The organism is Infirmifilum tikiterense (assembly GCF_054696565.1).
Window position 1 is genome coordinate 772405 of record NZ_CP182482.1, and the last position, 18832, is coordinate 791236.

The following is an 18832-nucleotide window of genomic DNA, read 5'->3' on the forward strand; positions in this document are numbered from 1 at the left end:
GGTGAGAGCTGTGTCCTCCAAGGTAATAAGCGGAGTAAAATTCGGGATCCTTTCTCCAGACCTGATCAGGAAGATCGCTGTAATGCGCATTGAAACCTCCGAGCTGTATGATGAGGAGGGTTTTCCAATACCTGGAGGCCTTATGGACAGGAGACTGGGATCCATTGAACCAGGTACGGTTTGCCAGACATGCGGCAACAGGGCTGTGAACTGCCCAGGACACTTCGGCTACATAGAGCTAGCTAGACCCGTCATACATCCCGAGTTTGCGCCATACATAGCTAATATTCTGAAAGCAACCTGCAGGCACTGCGGTAGAGTGAAGCTTACCCAAGAGAAGATAGAGACTTGGAAGAGGCGGATGGAGAGCGTAGCGAAACACTGGCCTTCATTAAAGTACAAGTACGCTCGCTCTATCATGGAAGAGGCTGCGAAAGTCCAGAAGTGCCCTCACTGCGGTAGGGTTCAGTACAAGATAAAACTCGAGAAACCTTACACCTTCTACGAGGAGCGCGAAGGAGGTCTTGTCAAACTCACCCCCCTTGAGGTGCGTGAGCGTCTCGAGAGGATTCCTGATGAAGATCTAAAGCTTCTAGGTTTAGACCCCAAGGAAGCGCGACCGGAGTGGATGGTTCTAAGGGTTCTACCTGTTGTCCCCCCTTCTGTCAGACCCTCAATAACGCTCGAGTCTGGAGACAGATCCGAGGATGATCTAACCCACAAGCTCGTAGACATCGTTAGGGTGAATCAGAGGCTAAAAGAGAGCATTGAGGCAGGGTCCCCTCCGTTGATAATCGAAGACCTCTGGGGCCTTCTACAGTACCACGTAGCGACATACTTCAATAACGAGCTCCCGGGTGTTCCTGCGGCAAAGCACCGGTCTGGGAGACCGTTAAGGACCCTCGCGCAGAGGTTAAAGGGGAAGGAGGGCCGTTTTAGAGGTAGCTTAGCTGGTAAGCGCGTAGACTTCTCTGCAAGGACTGTCATCTCTCCAGATCCAAACCTTAGTATAAACGAGGTAGGTGTGCCGATCGATGTAGCAAAAGTACTCACCGTTCCCGAGAAGGTGACACCGTGGAACCTCGAAAAGCTCAGGAAACTCGTTATAAACGGTCCAGATACATGGCCTGGGGCAAACTACATAATACGTCCAGACGGCTCAAGGATTGATCTGCGCTATGCTAAGCACAGGGAGGAAATAGCTCAGACGCTGAAACCGGGCTACATTGTGGAAAGACACCTGCAGGATGGGGACATAGTCCTTTTCAACAGACAGCCATCTCTTCACAGAATGTCTATAATGGCTCACGTTGTTAAAGTTCTACCCTACAAGACGTTCAGGCTTAACCTCCTAGTAACTATACCCTATAACGCCGACTTCGACGGCGACGAAATGAACCTGCACGTCCCGCAGAACGAGGAGGCACAAGCAGAGGCTAGGACTCTGATGCTTGTGCAGGAGCATATAATGACTCCAAGGTACGGGGCTCCAATTATAGGCGCTATACACGACTACATAACCGGCGCGTACCTGATCACCAGGAAAGATGCTATATTCGATAAGCACAAGGCAGCGCTCCTACTCTACAATGCTAATTACAGGGGTGAGATGCCGGAGCCCGCTATTCTAAAGCCGGGTCCCTACTGGACTGGTAAGCAGCTAGTAAGTGTTTTCCTGCCCAGTGACATGAACTATGTTGGGAGAGCCGCGGTTGTCCCAGCTTCGGGTAAGTGCGATCAGGAGTACTGTGAAAATGACGGGTTTATCTTAATAAAGAACGGTAAGCTGTTGCTAGGGGTTTTCGATAAGCAGGCAGTTGGAGCTGAAAAGCACGGTACGGTGCTGCATGAGATTGTCCGCGAGTACGGGGTTGGAAAAGCGAAAGAGCTCATGGACGGGCTGTATAAGATGTTCATCACTTACCTTGATATGTACGGTTTTACGATGGGGCTCGATAGCATCGAAATACCTCCTGAAGCCGAGCAGGAAATCGCGAGGATCCTACAGGAGTCGGAAAAGAGAGTTTTCGAGCTGATAGAGCACTATATGAAGGGTGAGCTGCAACCGATGCCTGGAAAGACGAGGAAAGAGACACTCGAGGACCTAATCATGAACGTGCTAGCCGAGGCTAGAAGCAGAGCGGGAGAAATTGCAGGCATGTATCTAGGGTTGAAAAACCACGCTGTGATAATGGCTAAAACGGGAGCGAGAGGTAGCATGCTGAACCTGACTCAGATGGCCGCAGCAGTGGGCCAGCAGTCGGTGAGAGGTAAGAGAATAGAGCGCGGCTACACAGAAAGAACGCTCCCACACTTTGAAAAGGGCGACCTCTCTCCTCTCTCCAAAGGCTTCGTGTATAGTAGCTTCCGACGGGGGTTAACACCAGTTGAGTTCTTCTTCCACGCGATCTCCGGTAGAGAGGGGCTTGTAGACACGGCGGTCCGTACGGCTCAGAGCGGGTATATGTATAGGCGCCTGCAGAGCGCGATTCAGGACTTCTACGTCGCCTACGATGGGACAGTGCGCAACAGTGAGGGAATGATAATCCAGTTCAGGTACGGTGAGGACGGAGTGGATCCGGCTAGGAGTGATCACGGAAAGCCCGTCGATGTTGAGAAAATAGTTAAGAAAGTTGCCTTAAAAGGTGAGGCGTAATGAAAAAGCCTATATCTGATAGCGAACTATGGAGTGAAATCGAAAAGTACCACGAAATGCTACCGTTGTCCCTGCGACAAGAACTTTTTGAAAAAATAAAACAGTACGGTCTGACGCGAGAAGAAGCTCTAGCCGTAATAGACGAGGCTGTAAAAAGGTACCTCTCTAGCCTTGTGGCTCCCGGCGAGGCCGTTGGAATGGTAGCTGCACAGTCGATCGGAGAACCAGCTACCCAGATGACACTAAGGACATTCCACTTCGCAGGAGTTAGAGAATTAAACGTTACGCTCGGCCTTCCAAGACTCATAGAGATAGTAGACCTGCGACGCGAACCGTCCACCCCCTTAATGGAAATATACCTTGAACCTTCTATTGCCACCAACGAGCAGGAGGCTCTTCGGCTCGCGAAAGAGATAGAGCTGACGACAATAGAGACTCTCTGCAAGAGCGTCGTTATGGATTATTACGAGAAAAGCATAATCCTCGAGCTCGATCCCGAAATGCTTGAGAACCGGGACGTGACTGTCGATGACGTCGTAAAAGCTCTAAATAAAATAAAAGGCCGAAAGGGTAAGGTGGAGGTCTCGGAGGACGGCTTTAAAATAACTTTCTACACAGGGCTTGAAGACCTCATAAAGTTCCGGAGAATGTACGATAGGGTCCTAAACTTACGTGTCAAAGGCATTAAAGGAATAAGACATGCCATAGTTAAGCCCATTAGAGACGAACACAGTAACCTGAAGGAGTACGTTATACTCACTGAAGGTAGTAATCTCCAGGCGGTGCTCTCTATCGAGGGAGTAGATCCCAAGCGGACAAAGACAAATAACATTATCGAAATCTATGAGGTTCTAGGGATAGAGGCCGCCCGCGCGGCGATAATCAATGAAATTAAAAGAGTTCTCGATGAGCACGGCTTGGATGTTGATTACCGTCACATACTCATGGTGGCCGACGCTATGACGTATACCGGCAAAGTCAGACAGGTAGGGCGCCACGGAGTTGCAGGCGAAAAAGGAAGCATCCTGGCTCGCGCAAGCTTTGAGGTCACAGTCAAAAATTTAGTTGAAGCCGCCATGAGAGGGGAGATGGACGAGCTGAAGGGGGTTATCGAAAACGTTATAATTGAGAGTAGACCTATTCCCATCGGCACAGGTGCTGTTAAGCTTAAAATTAGGTATCAAGGACCTATGGGTAGCGAAGGTGAAAGGAGATGAGTAGTGCTGACTTCATAAGGGAACTGCAGACTGTTCTGAAGACTGGTAAAGCCACGCTAGGGTATAGAAGCACGTTAAAGGCAATTGTGAACGGAAAAGCCAAGCTGGTCATTCTGGCTAAGAATGCTCCATCGCACATAGCTGAGGAACTAAAGTATTATGCCTCTCTTGCGCAGATACCTGTTTACGTATTCAGTGGTAGTAGCCGCGAGCTTGGAGCGGCCTGCAACAAGCCTTTCCTCGTATCTTCCATAGCAGTTATCGATCCCGGTGAAAGCAGTATTCTGTTACTTGCACAGGGAAACGCATGAGCGCTACGCAGGGTAATAGAAGGCTCAGCAACGAAGAGCTTCAAATGATGAGCCTTTTTGAGCAGGTAACCGGTATTACTCCCAAAGATTGTATTTCGGATCACCAGTTTAACCGGCTGATATTCGTTGTAGAGAAAGGAATGGCTGGCCTAGCTGTGGGCAAGAATGGGTCAAAGGTTCGTATGCTGAGGGAGATGTTCAAGCGCGACGTTGAAGTAGTTGAGGAAGGAGAAAGCATCGAGGAGCTGACGAAAAACTCCCTATATCCAGCCCGAGTCGTGAACATCACGATAAAAAGCGAGGGAGACAGGAAAGTGGTGATAGCCGCTGTTCCGCGCGACCATCTCGGCCTCGCTATTGGTAGAAATGGCCGAAACGCGTCTAGAGCCAAGCTTCTGCTTTCCCGGTATTTCGGGGTTCATGATCTGAGAGTAGTGCAGTTCGAAGCACAATAACCTATCCTGTGGGCTCAGTTTTGTGATTATTCCTAACATCGCTTTATGCTTTCTCGGAGCTTAAGAGAGCAGAAAGCCTTTTAAATTCACACCATGAATGTTGGGTGGGATTATATGCCTGGGAGCAAATCGCCTATGGGAATGTTCGCGGCTAGAAAGCTGGAACTCAAAAGGAAGAAGTTCCGCTGGAGTGACCTAGAGTACAAACGCAGAATGTTGCAGTTGAAGAAGAAAGTTGATCCACTAGAAGGCGCTCCGATGGCGAGAGGGATTGTAATTGAAAAAGTAGGGATTGAGAGCAGGCAGCCTAACAGTGCCGTGAGAAAATGCGTGAGGGTCCAGCTCATCAAGAACGGGAAAGTGGTGACGGCGTTTTTGCCCGGTGACGGTGCGCTTCTCTTTGTCAATGAGCACGACGAGGTTGTGATTGAGGGAATAGGGGGCCCTGAAGGGAGGGCCTACGGGGATCTGCCGGGTGTAAGGTGGAAAGTAATCAAGGTGAACGGGGTATCTCTGAAGGAAATACTCCGTGGGCGCAAGCAGAAGCCCACGAGGTAGACTTATGGAACCTTCTACACCGCGTGTTACCGTCCGCGAAAGTAGAGGGAACACTCTAACCTTAGTTTTCGAGGGAGTTACGCCGCCTCTAGTCAACAGTATTAGAAGGGCAATCATAGCAGAAGTCCCTACACTAGCTATTGACGAAGTTATATTCTCGGAGAATACGAGCGTGTTCTGGGATGAGATGATCGCGCATAGGCTCGGATTAATTCCCTTGAAGGTGGACCCAGAGCTCTATGATGCTCTTCGTGAGTGTTACGAAAACAAGGGTAACGACTGTCAGGTCGTGTTCACCTTGACAGAGGAAGCCTTAGAGAGGCCTAAAACCGTTGTCAGTGGGCATTTGCGATTTGAGGGTATTGAGGGGATACTTCCCGTAAAAGAGGGCATGAGTGTTGAGCCCGTTTCTAAGCTTATACCGATCGCTAAGCTGGCCAAGGGTCAGAAGATAACTTTAACTGCTATCGCTAAAATGGGTGTGGGTAAGGAGCATGCGAAGTGGCAACCCGTTAGTGCCGTGGGGTACAAGTACAAGCCTGTAGTGAGGATCTTGAAGAAAGACGTTCCAGAAGATCTAGCAGAAAAGATCATCAACACGTGTCCTCGAAGGGTCTTCGGCTACAACAATGGCCAGCTCACAGTTCTAAATGCCGATGCGTGCTCCCTATGCCACGAGTGCTCTGAAAAGTTCCCGGGTTTGGTGGATGTGGAGGGCGACTCTTCAGCAATCATCATGACTATTGAATCGCTAGGGGGCCTGCCCCCTAGCAAGATAGTTGATGTGGCTCTAGACGTCCTCGAAAGGAGGCTCAGAGCCTTTTACTCTAAGATTCTTGAAGCCGTTGATGCCTATCTTGCTCCCGCGCCAAAAGTGGAGGTTAACGGGCAAAGTTTTTAACTGCAATACAAAATGTAGACCGGTGCGAATATGCGGCGGACGATGTCCACGAACATCTACCTTAGACGACTAATCCACACCCTTAAGAAGTACGGGAGAGAGTTCAAAGCGCCTATATGGCGTGACGTAGCTGAGTACCTGGCGAGACCTACTAGGAAGCGCGTGGAGGTTAATCTCAGCAGGATTAACAGATACACTGAGGAAGGTGATGTAGTGGTCGTACCTGGAAAGGTTCTCGGAAGTGGCGTCTTGTCCCATCGAGTGACTGTCGCCGCATGGCGCTTTTCCAGAGAGGCTTTCACAAAGATAAAAAGCTTAGGCGAGGCAATCACTATTGAGGAGCTTTTGAGAAGGAATCCTTCTGGGAAGAATGTTAAAATAATAACTTGAGAGGGTGAGAAAGTTGAGCAGCAAAGTAGTTATTGACGGAACTGGTCACGTCGCCGGTCGGCTCGCTAGTATCGTTGCAAAAAGGCTTCTGAGGGGAGAGAGGATCGTAGTCGTCAATGCTGAAAAGATAGTGGTCACAGGCAAGCCTGAATCCATCTTAGCTCTTCACTTAAAGAGATGGCTGGAGTGGAAAACCTACTACAACCCCGAGAAGCGCGGACCAAAGTACCACAGAACACCTGACAGGCTTTTTAAGAGAATGGTGCGTGGAATGCTCCCTCGTGATAAAAGTAGAGGGCGCGAAGCCCTCAAAAGGCTTGAGGTCTACGTCGGTGTTCCCGACGAGTACCGCAACGCGCAAGTGTTAAAAATAGATGAGGCTATGCTTAAAAACCCCTTCGTGCAGTACCTAACGCTCGGTGAAATATATAGCAGGTTGTCGAACAAGCTCTTAGAAGGTGGTAGTCCGTGAGGGTTGTGCTAGCATCTGCTCGGAGAAAAACGGCTAGAGCTAGAGTGATAGTAAAAGAGGGCAAGGGGAGAGTGCTGATCAACGGAACTCCTCTCGAGGTGCTGGAGCCGGAAGTCGTGCGGTTGAAAATAATGGAACCGATAATGCTGGCTGGTGACATAGCTAAAAACATTGACATCTATGTTGAGTCAAGAGGAGGAGGCGTAATTGGTCAAGCATCGGCGATAAGAACTGCTATTGCCAGAGCTATCTTGGAGTGGAGCGGAAACGAGGAGTTAAAGAAAATATACCTTTCTTACGATCGGCACCTTTTGGTCGAGGATCCCAGGCAAGCTGAACCCAAGAAACCGCATGGAAGATCCGCGCGTGCAAAGAGGCAGAAAAGCTACCGGTAGGTTCTTTACGGAAGATAAAGTTCTTCCACTGTACCGTATTCTAGTATCTTGTCGACTAAATCCACGTGTGAAAGGAACATTCTGCGGCAACAGTAGCGCTTTACTCCTAGATCGTTGAGAACTTTTTCAGGGTCTTCTCCGTTATGCACCCTGGTGGCGAACTCGTTCCACTTGTCGCCTATCAGGCTACCACAGGTAAAGCATCTTACGGGGAACATCATTCAACTGGCACCCGCATCTTTTCCGCATGCTCGAAGTTAAAATCGCTTTCGCCCCACGGAAAGTTATTTACTCCTTGCTGTATTTGTGCTGTGATGGATAAGGAGACGATAAGTTTTCTAAAACTGGAACTTCAACAACCTAGGATTTTGGTTCTTAGGGTTCCAGGGTTCCTGAAGGAGTCCATAATTGGTGAAATCACGCACCTGGCAGACTCTCTCGGACTCTATCTGTATATCTTCTCGAAGCAGTTTGGTCGAAGCGTCAACCTCACGGAAGCTAGCGTCTATCGGGCGGTTATTAAGCTGCTTGAAGTATACGACCCGTATGCCTACCTCAACATTAAAGGTAGTGTCAAGACACTAGAAGAAATACTGTCTAATTACTTTTTGGTGTGGTCGGAGCGTCCTTCTCCGGTCGCGGAGACTGCTTTTAAGGCACTTCTTTTCGCCCAAAAGCTCCTGTCAGAAGAGGGTCTTCATTCGCCGGGTTGTCCCACTGACCCGCTTTCCGCTGCTTTAGTCATTGAAGCCATAAACAATGAGCATAACGGGAAAGCCCGAGCGGTAGCCGTGTTCGATTGCGGCATAGTAGTTAGTGAAGACACTCTTAGGCAAGTAGTTAGCGTGCCGCTTTTCGTGAAGCCGATTTTCGTCACTGAAGCACGAGAAGTTATTACACTTGGCAAGGGAAAACAACCCCTGTCTTATACCTACCTATCGTTATAGAGTAAAGTGGGCCCGCCGGGATTTGAACCCGGGACCACCACCGTGTCAGGGTGGCATCATAGCTGTGAGCCTACCCCGGCTCACTCTAGCCACTAGACGACGGGCCCTAGCGTTAGGTGGATTTACACTGGGTCTAATTTACTTTTCGCTTATAAACCAGATGCACGCCTTAGGAAGCAGCTAGCAACTTCACTCCATTACTGGTCGGAAGCCCTATCTTCGGGGCGTCGTAGGTCCTATTGCGGATGCCTTGCGCTAGCCAGCCTGCTGTGTGCATTGTTGTGGGAGTGTCTTCTCTTCATGCAGCACGACACCTGGCTGACGGCCATGTGACGGTGCCGAGAACAGGTGATTGCTCGCCGCTCCGGTGATTATCCTTACCGGCTGCATCTGAAATCGACAATCACAGTTTTAGTGCATCTTAGAATGGAGAAACATTTAAAAACTCACGATGCCTTGAGTCATAGTTCACTCCCTGAGGTGAAGCCCGTGAGCTTGGATGAGCTTAAGATAGCTGAGGGAGAGCTACTGATACCACTGGAAATGTACCTGACAGCTGGTGTAAGGATAGGCACAAGGATGAAGAGCAAGTTTATGGAGCCTTACATCTACGCTGCTAGACCCGATGGGCTGTATCTCCTAGATGTAAAGAAAACTGATGAGAGAATCAGGATTGCCGCCCGCTTCATCGCTCGGTATGAGCCCAGCAGAATCGTGGCTGTGTCAGGACGCCAGTATGGTTTTAGACCTGTAAGAAAGTTCTGCGGGGTTGTGGGCTGCAAACCGATTTTAGGTAGGGTTCTACCTGGAACATTCACAAACCCAGCTTTAGCCTATTACACCGAAGCCGATCTGATGATCGTCACCGACCCCCGAGTAGATGAGCAAGCAATAGTCGAGGCGGGGAAAATGGGAATACCTGTTGTAGCACTGTGTGATAGCGATTCTCCCATCACAAACGTCGACCTGATCATACCGACGAACAACCGTGGAAGGAAGGCTCTAGCTCTCATCTATTGGCTCCTTGCAAGAGAGGTTCTCAGAGCACGCGGGGACTTACCACCCAACGGAGAGCTTCCCGTACCATTATCCGACTTCGAGGCCAAAATACTCACAACTGGAGAAGTCGTCTGAGCAAGCTTCTCTAGTCTCCTCTACTTGGTTTGAGATAGTCTGCGCCTAGCGTGCCCACTACCTCTACTCGTCGAAGACTCCCCTTAGGGGCTATCATGGGTCTCCCGTATTAAGCAGGCTACCCACGCGGCGGGGGTATAGAGGCTGAGTTGGAACTCACGGCTCCCCACCACTCCCCCTTGCCTACGCGGTTTTTCCTGTTTTCGGCATATAAGCTTAGAGTGAAAAGCTGCGTTTCTAGTGCTGGTGCTCTCGATCTTTTTAAGAACACTTTTTACAGGAAGTGTCCAGGTTTGTAGCAGAGTAGCGTACGAAGACCGTAAGCCCGCTCAGCGAGATAGAGCAGAGTTGCCTATCACTGCGACCCGTACTAGTTCCACACTATGCAACTTTTCCCCAAAGTTTTTCTCGTTCACCCCTCGGTTCATATAGAGTAAGGGAAGGTGGATCAAACACGGGAAGGAAGGGAAAAACTAAAAAGGTATCGTTGTCACACTTTAAGGTAGGATGTCTAAAAGGTATCCTGCTCATGCGGGTTACTTTTACCCAAAGGACCCTGATTCCCTACGGAGGGCAATAGAGCAGGCTTTTCTTCACAGGTTAGGACCCGGTAAGCTTCCGCCAAGGCCAGGCTCTTACTCCGGAAGCCTGATCGGAGTTGTATCTCCACATGCCGGATACATTTACTCCGGTCATGTAGCCGCGCACAGTTATTACGCTTTAGCTGAAGCCGGTAAGCCTGATGTGGTTGTAATAATTGGTCCAAACCACCACGCATTAGGTGCACCGGTAGCTTTCGATGAAAACGAAGTTTGGGCTACTCCTTTAGGCGACGTAGAGATCGACGTTGAACTGGAAAAAGAGATTGCCTCTCGTGAATCCCTTCTACGCTTTGATCTCGCCGCGCACATGTACGAGCATTCAATAGAAGTTCAGGTCCCGTTTCTACAGTTCATCTTTGAGAGCGGATTCAAAATCATACCGATATCGATGATGTTGCAAACGCCTGAAGGCGCTAGAAAGGTTGCCAGAGCGATCGTGAGCGTAATGCAGGAACACGGGGTGCGGTTCTACATCGTAGCCAGTTCTGACATGAGTCACTACGTAGAGGCGAGTGTTGCTGAGAAAAAGGATAAGCTTGCAATCGAGAAAATAAGGTCACTGGATCTCGACGGGCTTTACTCTGTAGTGATCGAAGAGGACATATCCATGTGCGGCTACGGCCCCGTCATGACAGCTATGGAGGTTGCTAAACTAACGGGGTTCACCAACGTAAGGCTTCTTAAATACGCTGATAGCGGCGACGTCACAGGAGATAAAAGCGAGGTCGTTGCTTATGCCTCCATCTCTTTTTCCAGATAGCTCGCGACTACATGCTCTAGGATCAGTTAACAGAGCTCCTACGTGTTTTCTCACAGTCTCTTGTCTCGCTAAAGGCATCAACTCTTAATGCCTGCCTCGTCTTCAAACATTTTCTACTTGATACAGTCATAGACCGCCCCCTCTAGGTCGAAGCCTAGTAGTGCGAGTCGGCTACTACCGGGCGCATCTAGCATATGAGTGGGAAAATTCAAATTTATCACCGTGACAAGTTATGGGGGTTTACTTGGAGTTCAGGACCTCGTCGCGCAAGGATAGCCACATAATACTTTCTGTTAAGGAGGATGTGTCGTCACGGACCAGCTCTTGGTTTGAGTATGTGAAATTTGTCCACCAATCAGTGCTTAGCTCATCGCTGAGTAGCGTTGACATTTCATCGGATTTCCTAGGATACAGGGTAAACGCACCGTTGGTCATAAGCGGCATGACAGGCGGCACGGAGCTTGCCAAGACCATAAACGAAGCGCTTGCTAAGCTCGCACAGAAGTTTAGAATACCTATTGGGGTGGGAAGTCAAAGAGCAGCATTAGAGGACCCGGCCGTCTCACACACTTTCTCTGTTGTTAGGGAAGCGGCTCCCGATGTACCGGTGATCGCCAACATAGGTCAGAGTCAGGTCGCAAGAGGAGTTAAGCGGGAAGACGTGCTACGCTTGGTCGAGATGATCCGCGCAGACGCTGTTGCCGTACACCTAAACCCGCTTCAGGAAGCTTTACAACCTGAAGGAGAACCCGACTTCAGCGGTTTCCTGAGCAAGCTTAAAGAGTTCGTCGAGGAGTCGCCTGTGCCGGTGATCATAAAACAAACGGGGGAAGGGCTCTCCAGGGAGTCTGCGAGCGCGCTACGTGGAATAAAGATCAGGGGATTGGACGTTGGAGGTGCTGGGGGGACGTCTTTCGCAGTAATTGAAGGATTACGGGCGCGTTTAGGGGGTTTAGACGTTCTTGAGCGCGTGGCAAAAACCTTCGCTGACTGGGGCATACCGACAGCTGCTAGTATATTGGAGGTTAGGGAGGTTTTTCCTGACGCGTTACTCATAGCGACTGGAGGTGTGAGGAGTGGCGTGGACGTCGCCAAAGCTATTAGGCTTGGAGCAGACTTCGCGGGGATAGCAAGGCCGTTGCTTAGGGAGCTATACGAGGGCGGGATTTCCAGGGCGGAGAAATTCCTAGAGCAGGTAATAAAGGAGCTAAAAATAGCGGTTTTCCTCACTGGAAGCACCAACCTAAGCGAGCTACGTGAAGCGCCGGTTGTTATCTCGGGTGAACTTTTAGTGTGGATGAAGCAGAGGAAGTTGCGGCTCGGGGGTTTAGATCATGGGGGGCTTTGAGATTCTCCCGCACACTGCAGATGTGCTGGTCAGAGCATGGGGGTCCACGTTAGAGGAGGCTTTGGCGTACGCAATACTAGGTTTCTACGAGGTAATGACGGATACGAGTAGAATCGCCCAGGTAGAGCGAAGGGAGGTTAACGCCGAGGGTTTCGATCCGGAAAGTATGCTATACAACCTCATTGAGAGGTTAATAATTCTCTTCGATGAAGAGGCATTCATTGCCTCGAAGGTCGAAAATGTGGTCTACAATCAAGAAGGAGATACTTTGCGGGTTACGGCTATTCTGGTTGGTGAAAGGTTTAACATGGAGAAGCACGAGTCACGAGTTCTTATTAAGGCTGCGACATACCATTTAATGAGAATCTGGACAGAGGGAGGTAAGTGGTATGTGCAGTACGTAGTAGATATTTAGCTCCCATCCCTGACTTCAACGACCACTCTTTTTAGAAGTAAAATGGGTATTTTTTCACGCCCTCTGTCAATGAATGTGAGAAGTTTGTGTTTTTTGAGGAATGCAAGGTCTCTGTGAACGTTAGACGGAGATCTATGTAACAACTCTGAAAGCTTTGAAATATTGTACTCGCGTTCTGAAGATAGGGTTTTTAAAATCTCTATCATCTTCTTGCTCAATAGCTTTCTTGCGGTCTCTGCCGAGATTTCTTCACGTATGTAAATACTGGGCTCTTCGCCTTCCTCCTCATACTCTAGGTACGCCTTCCTCAACTTATACGTGACAATACCGGGTTGAATGAGCTCATCTGGTGTCACGCTACGCTCAATGAAAATTCTTATCACGAGATGATAACCTTATCACTAGAGCATAATAAAGTTTTTCTTTCTGTGTTGTGCAGACAATTTAATGGGATAAGCATCTATGGTTCCACCTCTGAGAAAAATTACAGAGTACATGTGGGAGATCCCTCAAAAGTACAAACCAGGTATGAGAGTTCCAGGATTAGTTATTGCGGATGATGTTTTGCTTGCTAAGATGAAAGACGATCTTACGTTAGAACAGGTAGCAAACGTCGCCTTCCTGCCAGGTATCTACAAGTACTCTATAGTGCTCCCTGATGGTCACCAGGGCTACGGTTTTCCGATAGGAGGGGTTGCCGCCTTCGATGCCGAAGAGGGTGTTCTCAGTCCGGGAGGCGTTGGCTACGACATCAACTGCGGTGTACGGGTTCTCAGGACGAATCTAACAGAGTCAGAGGTTAGGCCAAAGCTGAAGGAGCTCGCCGAGACGCTTTTCAGAAAGGTACCCTCAGGTCTCGGAAGCACAAGTGGACTGGAGTTAAGCTTTAACGAGCTAGACAGGGTTCTGGAGGAGGGTGTAGAGTGGGCGATCTCACACGGGTATGGGTGGAAGGAAGACGCAGATCACATAGAAGAGCGCGGGCGTATGGAAGGCGCCGACTCGAGCGCGGTGTCAAGGGAGGCAAAGCAGAGGGGTAGAAATCAGCTTGGTACGCTCGGGAGTGGAAACCACTTCCTAGAAGTTCAAAAAGTCGACAAAATATACGATCCTCAAGTAGCCAAAGTGCTAGGTATTGAGAGAGAGGGACAAGTAACGGTTATGATACACACCGGAAGCAGGGGTCTTGGACACCAAGTTGCCAGCGACTACTTGAAAATTATGGAGCGGCTTGTTCACAAGTACAAGATGCCTCTCCCAGACCGTGAGCTCGTATCGGTTCCAGCGACTAGCGAGGAAGCCCAGCGGTACTTCGCTGCCATGAAAGCAGCTGCGAATTTTGCATGGACAAACAGGCAAGTCATCACCCACTGGGTTAGGGAGAGCTTCCGTACAGTCTTCAAGAAAGACCCAGATGCCTTGGACTTACAGATAATATACGACGTTGCTCACAATATAGCGAAACTCGAAGAACATGTGGTAGACGGTAAGCGTGTGAAGGTGTACGTGCACAGGAAGGGGGCCACTCGGGCCTTCCCGCCAGGTCATCCCGACGTTCCTGCTGATTACAGAGGCATTGGGCAACCTGTACTCATCCCGGGTTCAATGGGAACAGCGAGCTATATTCTCGTCGGGACTCAGAAAGCCATGGAGCTTACCTTCGGGTCTTCCCCGCATGGAGCAGGGAGAATGCAGAGCAGAGCAGAGGCTAGGCGGAGCGTGAGGGGTCAGGAGATAAAGAACGAGTTGGAAAGCAGAGGCATCGTGGTGAGAGCGGCTAGTTTAGCTGTTGTCGCGGAAGAAGCTCCGGATGCATACAAAGACGTGGATAGGGTAGTAATGGTAGCCGACGCGGTTGGGATAGCTAAGAAGATTGTCAGAATGGTTCCAATAGCAGTGGTGAAAGGCTAAAAGTATTTATACTCTACTGCGATCGGGAAATTGAGCGGTATGTCTCAGGAGACTCAAGGAGCAGTCCTTAAGACTCTTAGCGGTGAGGAAATCAAGCTGTTCGGGAAGTGGAGCGTCTCAGAGGTCGAAATTAGAGATCAGAGCCTGCAAAGATACATTTCGCTAAAGCCTGTACTCGCCCCCCATTCAGAGGGGAGACACGCTAAGCATCGTTTTGGTAAAGCAAACGTGTCCATCGTGGAGAGGCTTGCAAACGAGCTGATGAGACCTGGTAGGAATGCCGGGAAGAAAATGCTGGCATTAAATATAGTTAAAAGGGCATTCGAGATAATAGAGCTCAAAACAGGTAAGAACCCTGTTCAGGTCTTAGTATGGGCTATCGAAAACGCGTCTCCAAGAGAAGAAACAACGCGCGTAATCTACGGTGGTATACTCTACCACGTATCTGTGGACGTATCGCCTCAAAGGAGAGTAGACCTTGCGCTCAGGTTTATCACTGAGGGTGCGCGCGCCTGCTCCTTTAACAACCCCAAGACGATCGAGGAGTGCCTAGCGGACGAGATTGTAGCGGCTGCATACGGTGATGCCAACAGTTACGCTTTAAGAAAGAAGGAGGAGATAGAGAGGATAGCCCTAGCCTCAAGGTAGTATTTCTACCCATTAGCTTTAATTCCCAGATACCCTTCGATGGTTTTGGGTTCAGAAATGTCTGAAGTTGAAGTTTGGGTCGAAAAATACAGGCCACGCTCTCTCGATGAAATAGTTGACCAGGAAGAAATCGTGCGACGTCTTAAAGAGTTTGTGAAGACCAGGAGCCTCCCCCACCTTCTCTTTGCGGGTCCCCCGGGTACTGGGAAAACAACGGCAGCCCTAGCGCTAGCCCGTGACCTTTACGGGGAGAATTGGCGAGACAACACTCTCGAGTTAAACGCCAGCGATGAGCGTGGGATAGACGTTATAAGAAGCCGCATAAAGGACTATGCCAGAACTTTGCCTATAGGCGACGTCCCCTTTAAGCTAGTGATTCTAGACGAAGCCGATAACATGACGGGTGACGCTCAACAAGCCTTAAGGAGGACTATGGAGCTCTTCAGCAGAAATACCAGGTTCATTTTGATTGCAAACTATGTTTCTAAGATAATTGAGCCTATACAGTCACGCTGCGCCGTCTTCCGCTTCCAGCCGTTGCCGAAGGGGGCGGCCATCGAGAGGCTCAAGTGGATCGCCTCTCAGGAAGGGGTAAACGTCGACGACGAAGCATTAGATGTTATCTGGGAGGAAGCGCAGGGCGATCTGAGGAAGGCTATAAACACACTTCAAGCCGCATCAGCAATAACGAGAAACGTCACCGCTGAAGTTGTGTATGCGGCCCTAGGAAAAGTTAGGCCGCGGGAGGTGGAAGAAATGATTCAAAGCGCCTTAGCTGGCGACCTCTTAAAAGCACGGGAAAAGTTGAGAGTACTGCTCTATAACTACGGTCTCTCGGGCCTAGACATCGTGCGCTTCATACATAGGGAAATCTTTTCGGTGAAAAAGTCCGTTAAGCTCGACACCGTAACTCTCGCAGAACTAATTTCTCTCGTCGCGGAGGCCAACTACCGCATTGTTGAAGGATCAGACGACGAAATCCAGCTTATGGCCCTTCTATCTAAACTGGCTCTAGCAGCCCAGAGGCAACCCGTAGGCGGAAAGTGATGAGCTCTGCGGTGAAGTTCGTACCCTGGGTTGAAAAATACAGGCCTAAGAGAATACAGGATGTCGTTGGGAACGAGGAGGCCAAGAAGGAATACATAGCATGGTTGAATTCTTGGATACGTGGGAAACCCACGCACAAAGCCGCTCTACTCTACGGGCCTCCAGGGTGCGGTAAAACAAGCATCGTCTACGCAACAGCCTCCGAGTACAGGTGGGAGCTCATCGAGATAAACGCCAGCGACGTTAGATCCAGGGAAGCTATTCAGAGCAGGGTTTTCCCGGCAATCGGGTCGGGCTCTCTATATGGATACTCCGGTAAAATAGTGCTCATCGATGAAGTTGACGGGGTGTGGACCCGCGAGGATGTGGGTGGTTTGGATGCTATCCTAGATCTGATCAATAAAACTCGGTATCCGGTGGTTCTTACGGCAAATGACCCGTGGGATCCCAAGCTTAAAGATCTCCGCGAGGCTTGCAAGCTCATCGAATTCAAGAAAATCGGTAAGCGTGAGATAATCAGGGTCCTGGAGGAAATATGCTCGCGAGAGGGCACTCAGTGTGATCGCGAGGTCTTATCCGCTATAGCGGATAATGCCAAAGGGGATCTTCGCGCGGCTATCAACGATCTTCAGACCATTGCGATGGGACGTAAATCTGTAAGCCTAGCTGATCTACAAATTCTAGGTGAAAGGGCAGAACAAGAGAATATGTTCGAAATAGTCAGGACCGTCTTGACGGCTAAGACTCCTGAGCAGGCTCTATCCGTAACACGGTTGCCGTCACTTGACTATGAGATGCTAATCCAGTGGCTCAGCGAAAACATAATTGCCCAGTATACACCCAGCTACACTGCCATCGCTGATGCTTACGATGCACTTTCGCTAGCAGATATCTATCTTGCTCGGATGAAGCGAGAGCAGATGTGGGCTTTACTACCATACGTACTGGAGCTGATGACTGCTGGCGTGGCCAGCTCGCGAGAAAGACCTCCCTTCAAATTCGTCAAGTACAGCTTTCCCGAAAAGCTTAGAATTCTCTCTCGTTATAAAACCAAGCGTGAGAAATTCACCGAGGTAGCTCGCGCAGCGGCTAAAAAACTCCACGTTTCAACAGCGACTTTCGCGACAGAGTTTCTCCCCTATCTAAGGGTTATAAATTCCTACAATAAAGAACTAGCGCAGCGAATACTACGCTCGATAGGCGTCAGCGAAGACGCAGTTAGGTACGTGCTTGAAGCCTAAGCTTTTAGCAATTTCTCGTAAAACAGCGACCCCTCAGGTTATCTGTGACAACCGTGAACAAGGGAGAATTAACCTGAAGAGGCCTTAAGGTCTCTTTCAATCATTTCTTCGAGAACCTTTTGAAGAAGATTCAGAGGTACCCGGTTTATTCCATAGAATTCATTTTCGGAAGTCTGTGGTAAAGCAATATGCGTGCTCCTACCCTTGCCCTCAACACTACTTACGCGCGCGTCAACTAACCCCTTATGCTTCAGAAACTGAATCCTCTCCCAAATGCTTGTATGTCTTAGAGGCTTTACACCGAACCTGTTACAGAGGTCCTCGTACTCGAACTCTACATCTCCAATACTCACGTAAGCTCTCTCTTTTTCAACTAGCAGTACATTCGTTATCGCCAGAAGCAAGAGCTTCTCGTGGAGTTGTAACCGTTTAATTTCTTCCTCATCGTACGGCGTAGGCAATAGACCCTGGTTTAGAACTTCCCTCACGTCTTCCGGAAGTACCAGGCTACGTCCTTGACTTTCAGCTCTCATTGCAGCATAGTACAGGGCTTTCAAGGCCATACGGGCATCCCCTGCACCTCCGCGCTGGTGATCATAACCAAACGTGTTTGCGATCATATCGATCACTTCGTCATTGACGGCGCCAGGTCTTATAGCCCCCTCTTTCTCAATCCTGAATCGGAGAATGTCGCTTAACTGCCTTGAGGTGTACGGGTTGAAGCGAATGACGGCAGATGAGAGCGAGCTTTTAATACCCACGTTTGAAACACTCTCAATACTCAACTGGAAATCTCTGAAGATGGCAAGCATTCCCAATCCAACGTTTACATCGCTGAGAAGCTCTCTAAGCCTAATCAGTATATAGAGGATCTCTTCACCCTCCTTTTGTCGAACGAGTAAGTCCGCCTCATCTATGACGAGAACCAAATTTGAGTCCCCTCTAGAGAGGGTTTGGAAGATGTAAGTGATTACTTCATGGGTGGAGAAACCCTTTCTGGGAAACCTCAAACCAACGTCTTCTCCAATCTTCCGGAAAAAAGCGTATTTTGATCTAAGATCGTAAGCGTTAACGTAACTGGTCATGAGAGGAGGGAGTTTTCCCGAAGACGCTTGCTCGCCTAGCGTCAACAGTATCCTTTTCGCAACTGCAGTTTTTCCCGTACCAGTAGGGCCTGTGTATATCACCGTCTTGGTTACATCCTTCTCGCCTTTCACTATCGAGTAGAGGTGTCTGAGTGTCTCTTTAACTTCGCTCTCCCTATGAGGCAGGTAAAGAGGTACGTACTCGCTGCTCATCTTCTTGTGATCCAGTATGATTCGAGGTGGTAGCGAGTGCTTGTCTTCGAGCATAACTTCCCTCCAGCTTCAACAAAGTATTCTACAACCTCGAATATTATTTGTTACGTTACCTCTTCACTGCTC

General features: G+C 49.4%; 21 protein-coding genes and 1 tRNA gene. 18 read left to right on the top strand and 4 right to left on the bottom strand.

The window, feature by feature from the left end:
* Window positions 1-10 precede the first annotated feature (10 nt).
* From rpoA1 to ACNO7C_RS04250, 9 genes are all read left to right on the top strand, one after another.
* Window positions 11-2656, top strand: a complete 2646-nt coding sequence (rpoA1, locus tag ACNO7C_RS04210; protein WP_460025717.1) for a DNA-directed RNA polymerase subunit A' — start codon at window positions 11-13, stop codon at window positions 2654-2656.
* 56 nt (window positions 2657-2712) lie between these two features.
* A complete protein-coding gene (rpoA2, locus tag ACNO7C_RS04215; RefSeq protein ID WP_460025899.1) occupies window positions 2713-3873 on the top strand; it encodes a DNA-directed RNA polymerase subunit A'' in 1161 nt (386 codons plus the stop codon).
* Window positions 3870-4184, top strand: coding sequence for a 50S ribosomal protein L30e (locus ACNO7C_RS04220; protein WP_460025718.1), 315 nt, complete (start codon window positions 3870-3872; stop codon window positions 4182-4184). Before rpoA2 ends, ACNO7C_RS04220 begins: the two co-directional genes overlap by 4 nt.
* The gene (locus tag ACNO7C_RS04225; RefSeq protein WP_460025719.1) at window positions 4181-4639 is read left to right on the top strand and encodes a NusA-like transcription termination signal-binding factor; all 459 of its coding nucleotides are present in this window, start codon (window positions 4181-4183) and stop codon (window positions 4637-4639) included. The genes ACNO7C_RS04220 and ACNO7C_RS04225 overlap by 4 nt, the downstream gene beginning before the upstream one ends.
* 114 nt (window positions 4640-4753) lie before the next feature.
* On the top strand, window positions 4754-5197 hold the full coding sequence (locus tag ACNO7C_RS04230; protein WP_326403754.1) for a 30S ribosomal protein S12: 444 nt from the start codon (window positions 4754-4756) through the stop codon (window positions 5195-5197).
* Window positions 5198-5201: 4 nt separating this feature from the next.
* Window positions 5202-6098 (top strand): DNA-directed RNA polymerase subunit D, encoded by an 897-nt coding sequence (locus ACNO7C_RS04235; RefSeq protein WP_460025720.1) that lies wholly within the window; start codon window positions 5202-5204, stop codon window positions 6096-6098.
* Between the two features lie 30 nt (window positions 6099-6128).
* A complete protein-coding gene (locus ACNO7C_RS04240; protein WP_460025721.1) occupies window positions 6129-6488 on the top strand; it encodes a 50S ribosomal protein L18e in 360 nt (119 codons plus the stop codon).
* A gap of 13 nt (window positions 6489-6501) precedes the next feature.
* A complete protein-coding gene (locus ACNO7C_RS04245; RefSeq protein WP_460025722.1) occupies window positions 6502-6960 on the top strand; it encodes a 50S ribosomal protein L13 in 459 nt (152 codons plus the stop codon).
* Window positions 6957-7355, top strand: a complete 399-nt coding sequence (locus ACNO7C_RS04250; RefSeq protein WP_318537993.1) for a 30S ribosomal protein S9 — start codon at window positions 6957-6959, stop codon at window positions 7353-7355. The genes ACNO7C_RS04245 and ACNO7C_RS04250 overlap by 4 nt, the downstream gene beginning before the upstream one ends.
* Before the next feature lie 5 nt (window positions 7356-7360).
* Here ACNO7C_RS04250 and ACNO7C_RS04255 read toward each other — a convergent pair whose 3' ends face one another.
* Window positions 7361-7576: a DNA-directed RNA polymerase subunit N gene (locus ACNO7C_RS04255; protein ID WP_318537992.1), complete on the bottom strand. Its 216-nt coding sequence runs from the start codon at window positions 7574-7576 to the stop codon at window positions 7361-7363.
* Between the two features lie 93 nt (window positions 7577-7669).
* Between ACNO7C_RS04255 and ACNO7C_RS04260 the strand changes: the two genes are divergently transcribed.
* Window positions 7670-8302 (top strand): hypothetical protein, encoded by a 633-nt coding sequence (locus ACNO7C_RS04260; RefSeq protein WP_460025723.1) that lies wholly within the window; start codon window positions 7670-7672, stop codon window positions 8300-8302.
* A gap of 7 nt (window positions 8303-8309) precedes the next feature.
* Here the strand turns inward: ACNO7C_RS04260 and ACNO7C_RS04265 are convergent.
* Window positions 8310-8409 (bottom strand) — tRNA-Val (locus ACNO7C_RS04265).
* A gap of 382 nt (window positions 8410-8791) precedes the next feature.
* On the opposite strand from ACNO7C_RS04265, the gene rpsB reads away from it, so the two are divergent.
* The 4 genes from rpsB (at window position 8792) to ACNO7C_RS04285 (ending at window position 12561) form a co-directional block, all read left to right on the top strand.
* On the top strand, window positions 8792-9436 hold the full coding sequence (gene rpsB / locus ACNO7C_RS04270; protein ID WP_460025724.1) for a 30S ribosomal protein S2: 645 nt from the start codon (window positions 8792-8794) through the stop codon (window positions 9434-9436).
* Between the two features lie 507 nt (window positions 9437-9943).
* Window positions 9944-10798 (top strand): AmmeMemoRadiSam system protein B, encoded by an 855-nt coding sequence (gene amrB, locus ACNO7C_RS04275; RefSeq protein ID WP_460025725.1) that lies wholly within the window; start codon window positions 9944-9946, stop codon window positions 10796-10798.
* Between the two features lie 232 nt (window positions 10799-11030).
* The gene (gene fni / locus ACNO7C_RS04280; protein WP_460025726.1) at window positions 11031-12146 is read left to right on the top strand and encodes a type 2 isopentenyl-diphosphate Delta-isomerase; all 1116 of its coding nucleotides are present in this window, start codon (window positions 11031-11033) and stop codon (window positions 12144-12146) included.
* Window positions 12133-12561: an archease gene (locus ACNO7C_RS04285; RefSeq protein WP_460025727.1), complete on the top strand. Its 429-nt coding sequence runs from the start codon at window positions 12133-12135 to the stop codon at window positions 12559-12561. Before fni ends, ACNO7C_RS04285 begins: the two co-directional genes overlap by 14 nt.
* Here the strand turns inward: ACNO7C_RS04285 and ACNO7C_RS04290 are convergent.
* Window positions 12558-12944 carry an HVO_A0114 family putative DNA-binding protein gene (locus tag ACNO7C_RS04290; protein ID WP_460025728.1) on the bottom strand — a complete coding sequence of 129 codons (387 nt, stop codon included), beginning with the start codon at window positions 12942-12944 and terminating at the stop codon, window positions 12558-12560. The genes ACNO7C_RS04285 and ACNO7C_RS04290 overlap by 4 nt on opposite strands.
* Window positions 12945-13023: 79 nt before the next feature.
* Between ACNO7C_RS04290 and ACNO7C_RS04295 the strand changes: the two genes are divergently transcribed.
* From ACNO7C_RS04295 to ACNO7C_RS04310, 4 genes are read left to right on the top strand one after another with little or no spacing between them, the layout of a single operon-like run.
* A complete protein-coding gene (locus ACNO7C_RS04295) occupies window positions 13024-14472 on the top strand; it encodes an RtcB family protein (protein WP_460025729.1) in 1449 nt (482 codons plus the stop codon).
* 39 nt (window positions 14473-14511) lie between these two features.
* Window positions 14512-15120 carry a 30S ribosomal protein S7 gene (locus tag ACNO7C_RS04300; protein ID WP_460025730.1) on the top strand — a complete coding sequence of 203 codons (609 nt, stop codon included), beginning with the start codon at window positions 14512-14514 and terminating at the stop codon, window positions 15118-15120.
* Between the two features lie 57 nt (window positions 15121-15177).
* Window positions 15178-16167 carry a replication factor C small subunit gene (locus ACNO7C_RS04305; protein WP_318537984.1) on the top strand — a complete coding sequence of 330 codons (990 nt, stop codon included), beginning with the start codon at window positions 15178-15180 and terminating at the stop codon, window positions 16165-16167.
* The gene (locus tag ACNO7C_RS04310) at window positions 16167-17408 is read left to right on the top strand and encodes a replication factor C large subunit (RefSeq protein WP_460025731.1); all 1242 of its coding nucleotides are present in this window, start codon (window positions 16167-16169) and stop codon (window positions 17406-17408) included. Before ACNO7C_RS04305 ends, ACNO7C_RS04310 begins: the two co-directional genes overlap by 1 nt.
* 68 nt (window positions 17409-17476) lie before the next feature.
* Here the strand turns inward: ACNO7C_RS04310 and ACNO7C_RS04315 are convergent, their stop codons facing one another.
* Window positions 17477-18760 (bottom strand): Cdc6/Cdc18 family protein, encoded by a 1284-nt coding sequence (locus ACNO7C_RS04315; RefSeq protein WP_460025732.1) that lies wholly within the window; start codon window positions 18758-18760, stop codon window positions 17477-17479.
* Window positions 18761-18832: the final 72 nt, after the last annotated feature.

Coding starts and splice junctions, on each gene's coding strand:
- fni (WP_460025726.1), top strand. CDS start 11,031: ATGGGGGTTTACTTGGAGTTCAGGACCTCGTCGCGCAAGGATAGCCAC.
- ACNO7C_RS04295 (WP_460025729.1), top strand. CDS start 13,024: ATGGTTCCACCTCTGAGAAAAATTACAGAGTACATGTGGGAGATCCCT.
- rpoA2 (WP_460025899.1), top strand. CDS start 2,713: ATGCTACCGTTGTCCCTGCGACAAGAACTTTTTGAAAAAATAAAACAG.
- ACNO7C_RS04260 (WP_460025723.1), top strand. CDS start 7,670: ATGGATAAGGAGACGATAAGTTTTCTAAAACTGGAACTTCAACAACCT.
- ACNO7C_RS04310 (WP_460025731.1), top strand. CDS start 16,167: ATGAGCTCTGCGGTGAAGTTCGTACCCTGGGTTGAAAAATACAGGCCT.
- ACNO7C_RS04315 (WP_460025732.1), bottom strand. CDS start 18,760: ATGCTCGAAGACAAGCACTCGCTACCACCTCGAATCATACTGGATCAC.
- ACNO7C_RS04255 (WP_318537992.1), bottom strand. CDS start 7,576: ATGATGTTCCCCGTAAGATGCTTTACCTGTGGTAGCCTGATAGGCGAC.
- ACNO7C_RS04235 (WP_460025720.1), top strand. CDS start 5,202: ATGGAACCTTCTACACCGCGTGTTACCGTCCGCGAAAGTAGAGGGAAC.
- ACNO7C_RS04230 (WP_326403754.1), top strand. CDS start 4,754: ATGCCTGGGAGCAAATCGCCTATGGGAATGTTCGCGGCTAGAAAGCTG.
- ACNO7C_RS04240 (WP_460025721.1), top strand. CDS start 6,129: ATGCGGCGGACGATGTCCACGAACATCTACCTTAGACGACTAATCCAC.
- ACNO7C_RS04305 (WP_318537984.1), top strand. CDS start 15,178: ATGTCTGAAGTTGAAGTTTGGGTCGAAAAATACAGGCCACGCTCTCTC.
- amrB (WP_460025725.1), top strand. CDS start 9,944: ATGTCTAAAAGGTATCCTGCTCATGCGGGTTACTTTTACCCAAAGGAC.
- ACNO7C_RS04225 (WP_460025719.1), top strand. CDS start 4,181: ATGAGCGCTACGCAGGGTAATAGAAGGCTCAGCAACGAAGAGCTTCAA.
- ACNO7C_RS04300 (WP_460025730.1), top strand. CDS start 14,512: ATGTCTCAGGAGACTCAAGGAGCAGTCCTTAAGACTCTTAGCGGTGAG.
- ACNO7C_RS04220 (WP_460025718.1), top strand. CDS start 3,870: ATGAGTAGTGCTGACTTCATAAGGGAACTGCAGACTGTTCTGAAGACT.
- ACNO7C_RS04285 (WP_460025727.1), top strand. CDS start 12,133: ATGGGGGGCTTTGAGATTCTCCCGCACACTGCAGATGTGCTGGTCAGA.